14 protein-coding genes are annotated in these 14,255 nt (G+C 56.0%); 10 read left to right on the top strand and 4 right to left on the bottom strand.

The annotated features are described in order from the left end of the window. The first annotated feature begins 2 nt into the window (after window positions 1–2). The 7 genes from murG to lpxC all read left to right on the top strand — a co-directional run bounded on the left by murG (window position 3) and on the right by lpxC (window position 7,895). Window positions 3–1,067 carry an undecaprenyldiphospho-muramoylpentapeptide beta-N-acetylglucosaminyltransferase gene (murG, locus tag OCH02_RS13640; protein ID WP_261431692.1) on the top strand — a complete coding sequence of 355 codons (1,065 nt, stop codon included), beginning with the start codon at window positions 3–5 and terminating at the stop codon, window positions 1,065–1,067. Between the two features lie 83 nt (window positions 1,068–1,150). Continuing rightward, window positions 1,151–2,629 (top strand): UDP-N-acetylmuramate--L-alanine ligase, encoded by a 1,479-nt coding sequence (murC, locus tag OCH02_RS13635; protein ID WP_012005212.1) that lies wholly within the window; start codon window positions 1,151–1,153, stop codon window positions 2,627–2,629. Further along, a complete protein-coding gene (locus OCH02_RS13630; protein WP_261431691.1) occupies window positions 2,619–3,539 on the top strand; it encodes a D-alanine--D-alanine ligase in 921 nt (306 codons plus the stop codon). The genes murC and OCH02_RS13630 overlap by 11 nt, the downstream gene beginning before the upstream one ends. Before the next feature lies 1 nt (window position 3,540). Beyond that, the gene (ftsQ, locus tag OCH02_RS13625; RefSeq protein WP_099063078.1) at window positions 3,541–4,392 is read left to right on the top strand and encodes a cell division protein FtsQ; all 852 of its coding nucleotides are present in this window, start codon (window positions 3,541–3,543) and stop codon (window positions 4,390–4,392) included. Beyond that, on the top strand, window positions 4,389–5,645 hold the full coding sequence (gene ftsA, locus OCH02_RS13620) for a cell division protein FtsA (protein WP_004950148.1): 1,257 nt from the start codon (window positions 4,389–4,391) through the stop codon (window positions 5,643–5,645). Before ftsQ ends, ftsA begins: the two co-directional genes overlap by 4 nt. Window positions 5,646–5,719: 74 nt before the next feature. Beyond that, window positions 5,720–6,874, top strand: coding sequence for a cell division protein FtsZ (gene ftsZ / locus OCH02_RS13615; protein ID WP_004950150.1), 1,155 nt, complete (start codon window positions 5,720–5,722; stop codon window positions 6,872–6,874). A 103-nt stretch (window positions 6,875–6,977) separates the two neighbouring features. Continuing rightward, complete coding sequence (lpxC, locus tag OCH02_RS13610) at window positions 6,978–7,895, top strand: UDP-3-O-acyl-N-acetylglucosamine deacetylase (protein ID WP_017891607.1); 918 nt, start codon at window positions 6,978–6,980, stop codon at window positions 7,893–7,895. Window positions 7,896–7,908: 13 nt separating this feature from the next. Here the strand turns inward: lpxC and OCH02_RS13605 are convergent, their stop codons facing one another. Beyond that, window positions 7,909–8,433, bottom strand: coding sequence for a DUF721 domain-containing protein (locus OCH02_RS13605; RefSeq protein WP_135315109.1), 525 nt, complete (start codon window positions 8,431–8,433; stop codon window positions 7,909–7,911). A gap of 26 nt (window positions 8,434–8,459) precedes the next feature. On the opposite strand from OCH02_RS13605, the gene secM reads away from it, so the two are divergent. The 3 genes from secM (at window position 8,460) to mutT (ending at window position 12,302) form a co-directional block, all read left to right on the top strand. Then, on the top strand, window positions 8,460–8,993 hold the full coding sequence (secM, locus tag OCH02_RS13600; RefSeq protein ID WP_261092421.1) for a secA translation cis-regulator SecM: 534 nt from the start codon (window positions 8,460–8,462) through the stop codon (window positions 8,991–8,993). 89 nt (window positions 8,994–9,082) lie between these two features. Next, complete coding sequence (secA, locus tag OCH02_RS13595) at window positions 9,083–11,794, top strand: preprotein translocase subunit SecA (RefSeq protein ID WP_261431690.1); 2,712 nt, start codon at window positions 9,083–9,085, stop codon at window positions 11,792–11,794. 103 nt (window positions 11,795–11,897) lie between these two features. Continuing rightward, complete coding sequence (gene mutT / locus OCH02_RS13590; protein ID WP_261431689.1) at window positions 11,898–12,302, top strand: 8-oxo-dGTP diphosphatase MutT; 405 nt, start codon at window positions 11,898–11,900, stop codon at window positions 12,300–12,302. 104 nt (window positions 12,303–12,406) lie between these two features. Here the strand turns inward: mutT and yacG are convergent, their stop codons facing one another. Genes yacG through coaE form a run of 3 tightly spaced genes read right to left on the bottom strand, consistent with a single transcriptional unit; the run spans window position 12,407 to window position 14,033 of the window. Continuing rightward, entirely contained in the window at window positions 12,407–12,610 is a 204-nt protein-coding gene (gene yacG, locus OCH02_RS13585) for a DNA gyrase inhibitor YacG (RefSeq protein ID WP_112348023.1), read from the bottom strand. Window positions 12,611–12,660: 50 nt separating this feature from the next. Then, window positions 12,661–13,413, bottom strand: coding sequence for a cell division protein ZapD (gene zapD / locus OCH02_RS13580; protein WP_261431687.1), 753 nt, complete (start codon window positions 13,411–13,413; stop codon window positions 12,661–12,663). A gap of 5 nt (window positions 13,414–13,418) precedes the next feature. Beyond that, window positions 13,419–14,033: a dephospho-CoA kinase gene (gene coaE / locus OCH02_RS13575; protein ID WP_261431686.1), complete on the bottom strand. Its 615-nt coding sequence runs from the start codon at window positions 14,031–14,033 to the stop codon at window positions 13,419–13,421. Window positions 14,034–14,255: the final 222 nt, after the last annotated feature.

The following is a 14,255-nucleotide window of genomic DNA, read 5'->3' as shown; positions in this document are numbered from 1 at the left end:
GGATGAGCGGGAAACCTAAGCGTTTAATGGTGATGGCAGGCGGTACCGGCGGACACGTGTTCCCGGGACTGGCGGTCGCACATCATCTGATGGCGCAGGGCTGGCAGGTGCGCTGGCTTGGAACCGCAGACCGAATGGAAGCCGATCTGGTGCCAAAGCACGGGATCGAAATTGATTTCATCCGTATTTCCGGCCTGCGCGGCAAAGGGCTGAAGGCCCAGTTGAGCGCGCCGCTGCGGATCTGGCACGCGGTACGCCAGGCGAAGGCAATAATGCGCAACTACCAGCCGGACGTGGTGCTGGGCATGGGCGGTTATGTTTCCGGCCCTGGCGGTTTGGCGGCATGGCTGTGCGGTGTCCCGGTGGTATTGCACGAGCAAAACGGTATTGCCGGGCTGACCAACCGCTGGCTGGCGCGTATTGCCAAAACCGTGCTGCAGGCATTCCCTGGCGCGTTCCCGAACGCCGAGGTGGTGGGTAACCCGGTTCGTACCGACGTACTGGCGTTACCGCTACCGGCAGAACGCTTGATCGGGCGTGAAGGGCCAATCCGCGTACTGGTGATTGGCGGAAGTCAGGGGGCACGGGTACTGAATCAGACAGTTCCTGAAGTCGCGGCGAGATTGGGCGATAAAATAACGCTCTGGCATCAGGTAGGTAAAGGTGCGCTGGAAAACGTGTTGCGCGACTACGAGAGGGTAGGGCAGACACAGCACAAGGTGACCGAGTTTATTGATGACATGGCTGCCGCCTACGCCTGGGCTGATGTGGTGGTGTGCCGTTCCGGCGCGTTGACCGTCAGCGAGATTGCTGCTGCAGGCCTGCCGGCGATATTCGTGCCATTCCAGCACAAAGACCGTCAGCAATATTGGAATGCTCGCCCGCTGGAAGAAGCCGGCGCGGCGAAGATTATCGAACAACCGCAGTTTAACACCGATGTGGTAGCGGAACTGCTGGCCGGCTGGGATCGTCCAACGCTGTTGGCGATGGCTGAAAAGGCGCGTGCAGTAGCCATTCCGGATGCCACCGAGCGGGTGGCAGCGGAGCTGGTGCGGGCCGCCAAATAATGTGCAGGGGTTCGGTACGCCGGGCCTGAATTAAAGAATGTCATACAGGGGCCCGGTATGCCGGACCCGGATTAGAGAGAGTGATGAATACACAACAACTGGCGAAACTACGTACTATCGTGCCCGAGATGCGACGCGTCCGGCACATTCACTTTGTCGGCATCGGTGGCGCCGGCATGGGTGGTATCGCCGAAGTGTTGGCTAACGAAGGTTATCAAATCAGCGGTTCCGATCTGGCACCGAATCCGGTAACCCAACAGTTGAGCGCGCTCGGGGCGACGATTTATTTCCATCACCGCCCGGAAAACGTACTGGATGCCAGCGTAGTGGTGGTTTCTACCGCTATTTCCGCCGACAACCCGGAGCTTGTCGCCGCCCGTGAGGCGCGTATCCCGGTGATCCGTCGCGCAGAGATGCTGGCCGAACTGATGCGCTTCCGCCACGGTATCGCCGTTGCCGGTACGCACGGTAAGACCACCACCACGGCGATGGTGTCGAGCATTTATGCCGAAGCCGGCCTGGACCCGACCTTTGTCAACGGCGGGCTGGTGAAAGCGGCGGGTACCCATGCGCGTTTGGGTTCCAGCCGTTATCTGATTGCGGAAGCGGATGAGAGCGATGCGTCGTTCCTGCATTTGCAGCCGATGGTGGCGATTGTCACCAATATCGAAGCCGACCATATGGAGACCTACCAGGGCGATTTCGAAAATCTGAAGCAGACGTTTATCAACTTTTTGCACAACCTGCCGTTCTACGGCCGTGCGGTGATGTGTGTTGATGACCCGGTGGTGCGCGAACTGCTGCCACGCGTGGGCCGCCATATCACCACCTACGGTTTCAGTGACGATGCCGACGTACGCATCGAAAGCTATCGCCAGGTTGGGCCGCAGGGCCACTTTACGCTGAGCCGTCAGGATAAGCCGTTAATGACGGTCACCCTGAATGCGCCGGGCCGTCACAACGCGTTGAACGCCGCGGCGGCAGTGGCAGTGGCTACAGAGGAAGGCATCGACGACGCAGATATCCTGCGTGCGCTGGCCGGCTTCCAGGGTACCGGTCGCCGCTTTGATTTCCTCGGCGAATTCCCGCTGGAGCCGGTTAACGGCAAAAGTGGCAGCGCGATGCTGGTGGACGACTATGGTCACCATCCGACCGAGGTTGACGCAACGTTGAAAGCGGCGCGTGCCGGTTGGCCGGACAAGCGTCTGGTGATGGTTTTCCAGCCGCACCGTTACACCCGTACGCGCGATCTGTATGACGACTTTGCCAACGTGCTGTCGCAGGTGGACGTGCTGCTGATGCTGGACGTGTATTCGGCGGGTGAAACGGCGATCCCAGGGGCGGACAGCCGCTCACTGTGCCGGACTATCCGCAGCCGCGGCAAGCTGGATCCGATTCTGGTTTCCGATGCGGACACCGTGCCGGAAACCCTGGCGCAGTTGCTGCAGGCCGACGATTTAGTGCTGGTACAAGGTGCCGGCAACGTGGGCAAAGTTGCCCGCAAACTGGCTGAGTTGAAGCTGCAGCCACAGAAAAAAGAGGAGGAACACCATGGTCGATAAAGTTGCCGTACTGCTGGGTGGCACCTCTGCTGAACGTGAAGTGTCATTGCAATCCGGCGCCGCCGTGCTGGCCGGGCTGCGTGAAGCCGGTATCGATGCCCACGGCATTGATATCCGTGACTTCCCGGTAACCCAACTGAAAGAACACGGGTTTACCAAAGTCTTTATCGCGCTGCACGGTCGCGGCGGCGAAGACGGCACCCTGCAAGGGATGCTGGAGTTCCTCGAACTGCCTTACACCGGCAGCGGTGTGATGGCTTCGGCGCTGACCATGGACAAATGGCGTACCAAAATGGTGTGGCAGTCGATGGGCTTGCCGGTAGCACCTTACGTAGCGCTGAACCGCGAGCAGTATGTCGGTGCAGAGAAAGCGGCGCTGATTGCCCGCGTGGAAGCCCTGGGCCTGCCGTTAATCGTCAAGCCGAGCCGTGAAGGTTCCAGCGTCGGCATGAGCAAAGTCACTGAGCGCGATGCGCTTGAAGCGGCATTGGGAGAAGGTTTCCGCCATGACGACGACGTGCTGGTCGAAAAGTGGCTGAGTGGCCCGGAATACACGGTAGCGATGTTGGGTGACCAGGTATTGCCTTCGATCCGTATTCAACCGGCCGGCGTATTTTATGACTATCAGGCCAAGTACATTTCGGACGATACCCAGTATTTCTGTCCGAGTGGCCTGGGTGCGCAGCAGGAAGCCGAGATGGCTACCCTGGCGTTACGCGCCTACCGCGGGCTGGACTGCAGCGGCTGGGGCCGCGTGGATGTGATGCAGGATAGCGATGGCAGCTTCTATCTGCTTGAGGTGAATACCTCGCCGGGCATGACCAGTCATAGTCTGGTGCCGATGGCAGCTCGCCAGTCTGGTTTAAGCTTCTCGCAGCTGGTGGCGAGAATTTTGGAATTGGCCGACTGATATGTCGCAAGCTGCCCTGAATGCTCGTGAACGCGAGGTGGATAACAACCCGCGCCGCAGCAATGGAACCCAGTTGGCAGGAATGGTTTTCCTGCTGATGGTGTTGGGAACGGTCCTGTGGAGTGGCTGGGCTGTGATTGGCTGGATGAAAGACGCCAGCCGCCTGCCGCTGTCACGACTGGTGGTAACCGGTGAACGCCATTACACCACCAACGACGATATTCGCCAGGCGATCCTGGCGCTGGGCTCGCCGGGTACTTTCATGACGCAGGATGTGGATATCATCCAGCAGCAGATTGAACGCCTGCCGTGGATCAAGCAGGCCAGCGTACGCAAGCAGTGGCCGGACGAGCTGAAGATCCATCTGGTGGAATATGTCCCGGTGGCGCGCTGGAATGATTTGCACATGGTGGACGCCGAAGGCAAATCCTTCAGCGTGCCGGCAGAACGAATTGGCAAACAGAAGTTGCCGTTGCTTTATGGCCCGGAAGGGAGCGAACAGGATGTTCTGGACGGATATCGGACCATGAGCAGCATGTTAGCGGCCAGCAAATATACGCTGAAAATGGCAGCCATGAGTGCTCGCCATTCCTGGCAGCTGGCTTTGGATAATGATGTTCGGCTGGAGCTGGGACGCGACGATCGCACCGGACGCCTGCAGCGCTTTATCGAGCTTTATCCGGTATTGCAGCAGCAGGGGCAGGCAGAAAGCAAGCGAGTCAGCTATGTCGACTTACGCTATGAGGCCGGTGCATCGGTAGGTTGGGCCCCAGTGTTAATCGACCCGCAGGCAGCAGGCGATCAGCAAAACAGTAATCAGCAACAGAATCAGGCACAGGCAAAACAACAATGATCAAGTCGACGGACAGAAAACTGGTAGTTGGACTGGAGATCGGTACTGCAAAAGTCTCCGCATTGGTAGGGGAAGTTCTGCCCGATGGCATGGTCAACATTATCGGGGTGGGCAGTTGCCCGTCTCGCGGTATGGATAAGGGTGGCGTTAACGACCTGGAGTCGGTAGTGAAGTGCGTACAGCGCGCTATCGATCAGGCTGAATTGATGGCTGATTGTCAGATTTCTTCGGTTTACCTCGCATTATCGGGTAAACACATCAGCTGCCAGAACGAAATAGGGATGGTTCCTATTTCCGAAGAGGAAGTGACACAGGAAGATGTGGAGAACGTGGTGCATACCGCTAAATCGGTACGCGTACGTGATGAACACCGCATCCTGCACGTCATCCCTCAGGAATACGCCATCGATTATCAGGAAGGCATCAAAAACCCGGTTGGGTTGTCCGGCGTGCGTATGCAAGCCAAGGTGCACCTGATCACCTGCCATAACGATATGGCAAAAAACATCGTTAAGGCAGTAGAACGTTGCGGTCTGAAGGTAGACCAACTTATTTTCGCCGGTCTGGCCGCCAGCTATGCGGTACTGACCGAAGATGAGCGCGAACTCGGCGTTTGTGTGGTGGATATCGGCGGTGGCACCATGGATATGGCGGTGTACACCGGCGGTGCTCTGCGCCACACCAAAGTGATCCCTTACGCCGGGAACGTGGTCACCAGCGATATCGCCTACGCCTTCGGCACACCGCCGACAGATGCGGAAGCGATCAAAGTTCGACACGGCTGTGCGCTTGGGTCGATTGTTAGCAAGGATGAAAGTGTAGAGGTGCCAAGCGTTGGGGGGCGTCCTCCTCGTAGTCTGCAAAGACAGACACTGGCTGAAGTTATTGAGCCACGCTACACCGAACTGTTGAATCTGGTTAACGATGAGATTTTGCAATTGCAGGAGCAACTGCGTCAGCAAGGGGTGAAGCATCATCTGGCAGCGGGTATTGTGCTGACCGGTGGCGCCGCCCAGATTGATGGCCTGGCAGCTTGTGCGCAACGGGTGTTCCATACCCAGGTACGCATCGGCCAACCCTTGAACATCACGGGTCTGACGGATTACGCGCAGGAGCCTTACTACTCTACGGCGGTAGGTCTGCTGCACTATGGAAAAGAGTCTCACCTGAGTGGTGAGGCAGAAGTAGAAAAACGCGCCTCGGTGGGCAATTGGTTTAAACGTATCAATAGCTGGCTGAGAAAAGAGTTTTAATGTTTCAACAAAGAGATCATGCTGAGTAATCTTTTTATGATCTCGCAGCGACAGGCACAAAACGGAGAGAAACTATGTTTGAACCAATGGAACTAACCAATGACGCGGTGATTAAAGTCATCGGCGTCGGCGGTGGCGGTGGCAACGCCGTTGAGCACATGGTGCGCGAGCGCATCGAAGGTGTTGAATTCTTCGCCGTTAATACAGACGCTCAGGCGCTTCGTAAAACGGCAGTTGGCCAAACCATCCAGATCGGTAGCGGTATTACCAAAGGTCTGGGGGCAGGCGCGAACCCTGAAGTGGGTCGCAATTCAGCGGAAGAAGACCGTGAAGCCTTGCGTGCCGCACTCGATGGTGCAGACATGGTCTTCATTGCAGCCGGCATGGGCGGCGGTACCGGTACCGGTGCAGCGCCAGTCGTCGCAGAAGTTGCTAAAGATCTGGGTATTCTGACAGTGGCCGTGGTTACCAAGCCTTTCAATTTTGAAGGCAAGAAACGCATGGCGTTCGCTGAGCAGGGTATTGCAGAGTTGTCCAAACATGTGGACTCACTGATCACTATCCCGAACGACAAGCTGTTGAAAGTTCTGGGGCGCGGTATTTCTCTGCTGGACGCGTTCGGCGCGGCTAACGACGTGCTGAAAGGCGCGGTGCAGGGTATTGCCGAACTGATCACCCGTCCGGGCCTGATGAACGTCGACTTCGCCGACGTGCGCACCGTAATGTCCGAAATGGGCTACGCGATGATGGGTTCCGGCGTTGCCTGTGGTGAAGACCGTGCTGAAGAAGCAGCGGAAATGGCGATCTCCAGCCCACTGCTGGAAGACATCGACCTGTCCGGCGCTCGTGGCGTTCTGGTCAACATCACCGCCGGTTTCGACCTGCGTTTGGATGAGTTCGAAACCGTGGGTAACACCATTCGTGCTTTTGCTTCCGACAATGCGACCGTAGTTATCGGTACCTCGCTGGATCCGGAAATGAACGACGAACTGCGTGTGACCGTGGTTGCGACCGGTATCGGCATGGACAAACGTCCGGAAATCACTCTGGTGACCAACAAACAGGCCAGCCAGCCAGTGATGGATCATCGCTACCAGCAGCACGGCATGTCGCCGTTGCCGCAGGAAGTGAAACCTGCCGCCAAGGTAGTTAACGATCCGACTGCGCAGCCTAATAAAGAGCCCGACTATCTCGATATTCCTGCCTTCCTGCGCAAGCAGGCAGACTAAGAATATCCTGAGAATTTGGAATCTCCGCTCTTTGTGCTAAACTGTCCCGCCGGCCATGCTGTATGCTTGGTCGGTAGGATTGATAACATTGCGAGATAAAACGATGATCAAACAACGGACATTAAAACGTATTGTTCAGGCGACTGGTGTCGGTTTGCATACCGGCAAGAAAGTCACGCTGACAATGCGCCCCGCGGCGGCTAATACCGGGGTCATCTATCGTCGCACTGACTTGAATCCCCCGGTTGATTTTCCGGCTGATGCAAAATCCGTGCGTGATACCATGCTCTGCACCTGCCTGGTGAACGAGCATGACGTGCGTATTTCTACCGTTGAGCATCTTAATGCCGCGCTGGCTGGTTTGGGTATCGACAACATCGTTATCGAAGTTGACGCCGCCGAAATTCCTATCATGGACGGCAGTGCCAGCCCGTTCGTCTTCCTGTTGCTGGATGCCGGCATTGAAGAACTGAACTCTGCGAAGAAATTCCTGCGTCTGAAAGACACCGTGCGTGTTGAAGATGGCGACAAGTGGGCCGAGTTGTCCCCGCATAACGGGTTCCGCCTGGACTTCACCATCGACTTCAACCACCCGGCTATCGATGCCAGTACGCAACGCTACCGCCTTGATTTTTCTGCCGACTCGTTCGTGCGTCAAATCAGCCGTGCACGTACCTTCGGTTTTATGCGTGACATCGAGTATTTACAGTCACGTGGCCTGGCGCTGGGTGGCAGCTTTGACTGCGCTATCGTGGTGGATGATTACCGCGTTCTGAACGAAGACGGCCTGCGCTTTGAAGACGAATTCGTACGCCACAAAATGCTGGACGCCATCGGCGACCTGTTCATGTGCGGCCATAACATCATTGGCGCGTTCACCGCGTACAAGTCTGGTCATGCGCTGAACAACAAACTGCTGCAAGCGGTTCTGGCAAAACAGGAAGCGTGGGAATTTGTCACCTTCCAGGACGAAGCCGAAATGCCTTTGGCATTCAAAGCCCCGTCCACCGTATTGGCATAAGCTGATACCGCGATTACTTATCACGACTGGTAGCGTTGGCACCTTCTCCGGCCAGCGATGCCAGTCGTTCCAATATCTTGCGCAGTTTTTCTGGGCTCCGGCTCGCCAATCCCCTTAATTCCTCGGCACTTTCCTGACTCAGATGACGCATTGGTACCTTCGCCTGCGTATTTCCTGCGGTTTTTGCGGCGTTCTGCACAAGGTTGCTCCCTTTTGCCATCAACGCCGGATTAATCCTGATGTCGATCGACGACAATGATGGTAGAATTTGCGCTCGTAGTGCAGATAATAAAGCCGGTTGTTCGTAACGTAGACGCATCATCCAGCTGGCATTTGCCGTTTCTAGCACTAAAATACCCTGTCGGAAATTTGCGACGCGGCACCAGGGATGCAGTTGAACTGGCAATACGCCTTTCACTGCACGGTTAAGCTTCAGCAGCGCCACTGCGCGTTGCTGGACGTTATGCAGCGGGCCTTTGTCTTCTGTGTTAGCGTCGTCAAACAGGGAATCTAATAATTGTGGACGGCTATCGCGCATAATGGGCTCCGGCGGATAATAAACTCGTGATCGGTATTCTAAATCGTTGGCGACAATTTGGCAGACGTTATTTCTGGCCCCATCTCCTGTTAGGGATGGTCGCGGCCACGCTTGGCGTACCTACAAATCTGTCCGGCAGCCCTGATCAAGCCGCTCTGCCGAGCACCTCGTCCAGCCTGAACCGGCAAAATTCCGTCAGCGGTGCCTTTAATAGCCTGGCATTACTGCAGGAAGCGCATCGTCGCCCGACCTTCAGTGTCGATTATTGGCACCAGCATGCGCTTCGCACCGTCATTCGTCACCTTTCTTTTGCTCTTGCACCGCAGGCGGTTTTCGCGCGGGGGCAGGAAAGAGAAGCGGAAGCGACCGAACCCCCATTACAGGTAGCGCAACTGGCGCTGCTTTCTACTCTCAACGCGCTGCTAACGCATGAGTCGAAGCCGCCGACCATCATTCGTAATACCCACCATGCCGTGCTGCCTGCCTTTGCGCAGCATCAGACGGGGCTGTGGCTGGCACAGGTGCAGGGCATTCGCGCCGGACCCGTAGCCTTAAGCTGATTTCTTGCCCGTCGGGCGACAAAAAAAACCTAAAAATAACAGCAAATTGACGGCCTGTATTGGCTGTCATGACAGAGATATCAAACATCATGTTAGTGAAATTATTGACCAAAGTTTTTGGTAGCCGTAACGATCGTACACTGCGCCGCATGCGTAAAGCGGTTGAGCAGATCAATCAGATGGAACCGGACATGGAAAAACTGTCCGATGACGAACTGAAAGCCAAGACCAACGAGTTCCGCGCGCGTCTGGAAAAGGGTGAAGTGCTGGAAAACCTGCTGCCAGAAGCCTTCGCCGTAGTGCGCGAGTCGAGCAAGCGCGTGTTTGGCATGCGTCACTTCGACGTGCAGCTGCTGGGCGGTATGGTACTGAACGATCGCTGTATCGCAGAGATGCGTACCGGTGAAGGTAAAACCCTGACCGCAACCCTGCCGGCCTATCTGAACGCCCTGAGCGGTCGTGGCGTGCACGTGGTTACAGTGAACGACTATCTGGCACAGCGTGACGCCGAAAATAACCGCCCGCTGTTCGAGTTCCTCGGCCTGAGCATCGGTATCAACCTGCCAGGTATGCCGGCACCGGCCAAGCGCGAAGCCTATGCCGCCGACATTACCTACGGCACCAACAACGAATACGGCTTCGACTACCTGCGCGACAACATGGCGTTCAGCCCGGAAGAGCGAGTTCAGCGCAAGCTGCACTATGCGTTGGTGGATGAGGTTGACTCCATCCTGATCGATGAAGCGCGTACCCCGTTGATTATCTCCGGTCCGGCTGAAGACAGCTCCGAGATGTATATCAAGGTCAACAAGCTGATCCCCAAGCTGATCCGCCAGGAAAAAGAAGATTCCGATTCCTTCCAGGGCGAAGGCCACTTCTCGGTTGACGAGAAAGCGCGCCAGGTGCACCTGACCGAACGCGGCCTGATCCTGATCGAAGAAATGCTGATGGAAGCCGGCATCATGGATGACGGCGAGTCACTGTACTCCCCGACCAACATCATGCTGATGCACCATGTGACCGCCGCGCTGCGTGCCCACGTGCTGTTTACCCGTGACGTTGACTACATCGTAAAAGACGGTGAGGTTATCATCGTTGACGAACACACCGGCCGTACCATGCAGGGCCGTCGCTGGTCTGATGGTCTGCATCAGGCGGTGGAAGCCAAAGAAGGCGTGGAAATCCAGAACGAGAACCAGACGCTGGCCTCCATCACCTTCCAGAACTACTTCCGTCTGTACGAGAAGCTGGCGGGGATGACCGGTACCGCAGACACCGAAGCCTTTGAATTCAGCTCTATCTACAAGCTCGATACCATAGTGGTGCCGACTAACCGTCCGATGATCCGTAAGGACATGCCGGACCTGGTCTACATGACCGAGCTGGAGAAGATTGGTGCCATCATTGAAGATATCCGTGAGCGTACCGTCAACGGACAGCCTGTGCTGGTGGGGACCATCTCGATTGAAAAATCCGAAGTGGTTTCCCGCGAACTGACTAAAGCCGGCATCGAACACAAGGTTCTGAACGCCAAGTTCCACGCCATGGAAGCGGACATCGTAGCCCAGGCAGGCCAAAGCAGTGCGGTCACGATCGCCACCAACATGGCGGGTCGTGGTACCGATATCGTGCTGGGCGGCAGCTGGCAGGCCGAAATTGAACAGTTGGAAGACCCAACTGAAGAGCAAATTGCTGAAATTAAAGCAGCCTGGAAAATCCGCCATGATGCGGTACTGGCCGCAGGTGGCCTGCACATCATCGGTACCGAGCGCCATGAATCACGCCGCATCGATAACCAGTTGCGCGGCCGTTCCGGTCGTCAGGGTGACGCCGGTTCCTCCCGCTTCTACCTGTCGATGGAAGATGCCCTGATGCGTATTTTCGCCTCGGATCGCGTTTCCAGCATGATGCGTAAACTGGGTATGAAAGAAGGTGAGGCCATTGAGCACCCTTGGGTTACCAAGGCGATTGCCAATGCACAGCGCAAAGTGGAAAGCCGCAACTTTGATATTCGTAAGCAACTGCTGGAATACGATGACGTGGCCAACGACCAGCGTCGCGCTATTTACAGCCAGCGTAACGAACTGTTGGACGTGTCTGACGTTAGCGAAACCATCACCAGCATCCGTGAAGACGTCTTCAAGACCACTATCGACGGCTACATTCAGCCAGAATCGCTGGAAGAAGAGTGGGATGTTCAGGGGCTGACAGAGCGCCTGAAAAACGACTTTGATCTGGATATGCCAATCGCCGAATGGTTGGACAAAGAGCCTGAGCTGCACGAAGAAACTCTGCGTGAGCGCATTCTGGAAAAGGCTAAAGAAGAGTACCAGCGTAAAGAAGAAGTGGTTGGCGTCGAGATGATGCGCAACTTCGAGAAGGGTGTGATGCTGCAGACACTGGATTCCCTGTGGAAAGAGCATCTGGCGGCGATGGACTACCTGCGTCAGGGTATCCATCTGCGTGGTTATGCGCAGAAAGATCCTAAGCAGGAGTATAAGCGCGAGTCCTTCAACATGTTTGCCACCATGCTGGAATCACTGAAGCATGAAGTGATCAGCGTACTGAGCAAGGTACAGGTGCGGATGCCGGAAGAGGTTGAAGCGCTGGAGCTGCAGCGTCGTGAAGAAGCCGAGCGCCTGGCCAAGCAGCAACAGCTGAGCCACTATGAAGAAAATGCGCTGGTCACCGAGGATCCGAATGCGCCGGCAACGGCTGAACGTAAAGTAGGACGTAACGATCCTTGCCCATGCGGTTCCGGTAAAAAATACAAACAGTGCCACGGCCGTCTTCAGAGCTAAGCCCGGTAATGTTTAACCCATAAAATCCAGGGGTTCAGCGTGCTGAGCCCCTGTTTTTTTGGGCCGAAGCCCATGCCCCCGACGAATTAATCAGGAGAATGCGATGAAACATCTGAACATCGCCGTTGGCATCATTCGTAATGCCCAACAGGAAATCTTTATTACCCGGCGTGCCGCCGATTCACACATGGCCGGTTTCTGGGAATTTCCTGGCGGCAAGATTGAGCCGGGGGAGACCCCGGAGCAGGCACTTAACCGTGAGTTGCAGGAAGAAACCGGCATTGAAACCGAGCAAGCAGAGTTATTGGAAGTGCTTGAGCACCGTTTTAGCGATCGTATCGTGACGCTGAATTTTTATCTGGTGGAGGGGTGGGCGGGTGAACCCTTTGGCCGTGAAGGTCAGCCAATGCGCTGGGTGAAGCAGGCTGATCTACGGGAGGAGGAATTCCCGGAGGCCAATGTCAGTATTATTAAACTATTGGTGGCACAGGCGAACGCTGCACAGTAGTCAGGCAAAAGGCCCGGCGAGAGCCGGGCTACAGAGAAGATCAGCGCTCGTCTTATTCGACTCGTCCATGAGTCTCACCCTTACAGGGCCGCTGCAAGCAGCGTTCAAATCGGTTCCGGACCGATTTGTCGTTCACTCCATTCTTCACTTTCCGACAGGTCACTGTTGCTGGGAATGCGCTTCTCTTCATCGGCCCACTCGCCCAGATCGATTAACTGGCAGCGTTTGCTGCAAAACGGGCGGAACGGGCTCACTTCACCCCAAACCACACCTTTGCCACAGGTTGGGCATTTCACTACGGTCGTCATATCTGTTCCTTACTCCCTTCCAACACGTGAAAGGTTTTTATGTCATTGGGTTAGCAGCAGGCCAACTCAAAGGTTAATCGTTCCGGCACCACACCAAGCTCACTGTCCAGCGGCAGGAAGCGGATCGCATAGCGCGTCTTATGGCCGGAAATCTGCGGATAAAGTTGATGTGCCAGATTGATGCGCAAGCGCAACAGGTCGGCGCCTTCCGCGTTATCCTGGAAGAAACCGTTCAAACTGATCTGATTGCGAAACGGCCCGGACTGACGGATCAGATCCAGCACCATGGTCAGCGCCTGGTTCAGTGGCTCCAGCGTTTGCTGCCATTTGGCTACGTCATCATCACGTTCTTGCTGGGGCGCATGCATCCACATGTGCAGCGTTGGCAAGTCAAAGCTGCAACACCCGCCGGGGATGCTCAGGCGTTGACGTACCAGACTGATAAGCCGGTCTTCACGCAGCGATTGGCCGAGACGCGGGGCAGACATCAATGCTGCCCCGCGCTGTTTCAACTGGTTGCGCAACTGATCCACCAGCGACATATCGACACCTGGCACATCGGCCCAGGCCAACAGCTTTTGCTGCTGCCGCTCCAGCTCTTTGAGTAACTCAGTGCGCACCTCACCACGTTCCAGCACGTCGAGCAGATCGGCAACGGTACGGAAGAAGGTCAGGGCAATGGCTGTTTCGCTCAATGCCCGCTGGCCGTGCAATTGCTGCAGTAAAAACTCCATACGCAACCAGGTGCGCATTTTTTCATTCAACGGGTGTTCAAAAAGAACGCTTGGGGAAACATCACTCATTCAGTTTAATCCTGTCGGGTCGCTGATGCCGCCAGCTCAAGGTAACGGCGATGCAGTGCGGCAACCAATGGCTCTATCCCCTGAGCGGTGCCGCTATTATCTATTATGTCATCTGCAGCGGCCAGGCGCTGCTCGCGCGTGACCTGTGCGGACAGTATGTTCTGTGCCTGCTGACGGCTGATGCCGTCGCGGGCGATGGTTCTGGCCAACTGAGTTTCACTGTCAACGTCGACCACCAGGACGCGATCGGCTCGTGCCTGCAGGTTGTTTTCAACCAGCAGAGGAACCACCCAAAGTGCATAATGACTGGTCACTTGCGCCAGTTGGCATTGAGTTTCCTGATGAATCAGCGGGTGCAGCAGTTGGTTCAGCCAGCTCTTTTCATCAGGGTTACTGAAGATACGTTGACGGAGTGCGGCGCGGTTTAGCGTGCCATCAGGCTGCAACATTTCATTACCAAAACGTTTGGCGATAGCAGCCAGCGCTGGGGTGCCAGGCTCGACAACTTGCCGGGCGATAACGTCTGCGTCGACCACTGCCACGCCATGGCGGGCAAAGGCGTCTGCCACGGTCGACTTACCGCTGCCGATACCTCCTGTCAACGCAACAATGTAGGCCATGGTAGAGAATGCACCTGATGTTCATAAAAAAATAATAGACGAATCATAAAGCGATCGCGCAGAAGTGCAAGTCAGCAGGCGCTGCTTGTCTGGCAGCTTGTGCTGTCCGGTGATAAAAAATGCAGTCGGAAAGAGAAAATGAGCGGGCGGTCACACTGCGCATTCGCAGGTAAATTTGTCGGATTGTAGCGTAAATAAAGGATAATTCGCAGTCTTGTCCGG

This window comes from Serratia quinivorans (genome assembly GCF_946227985.1).
In the GTDB taxonomy this organism is placed as follows: Bacteria; Pseudomonadota; Gammaproteobacteria; order Enterobacterales; family Enterobacteriaceae; genus Serratia; species Serratia quinivorans_A.
The sequence above is the reverse complement of the archived record's forward strand: the minus strand, read 5'-3'. Positions and strand labels throughout refer to the sequence as shown.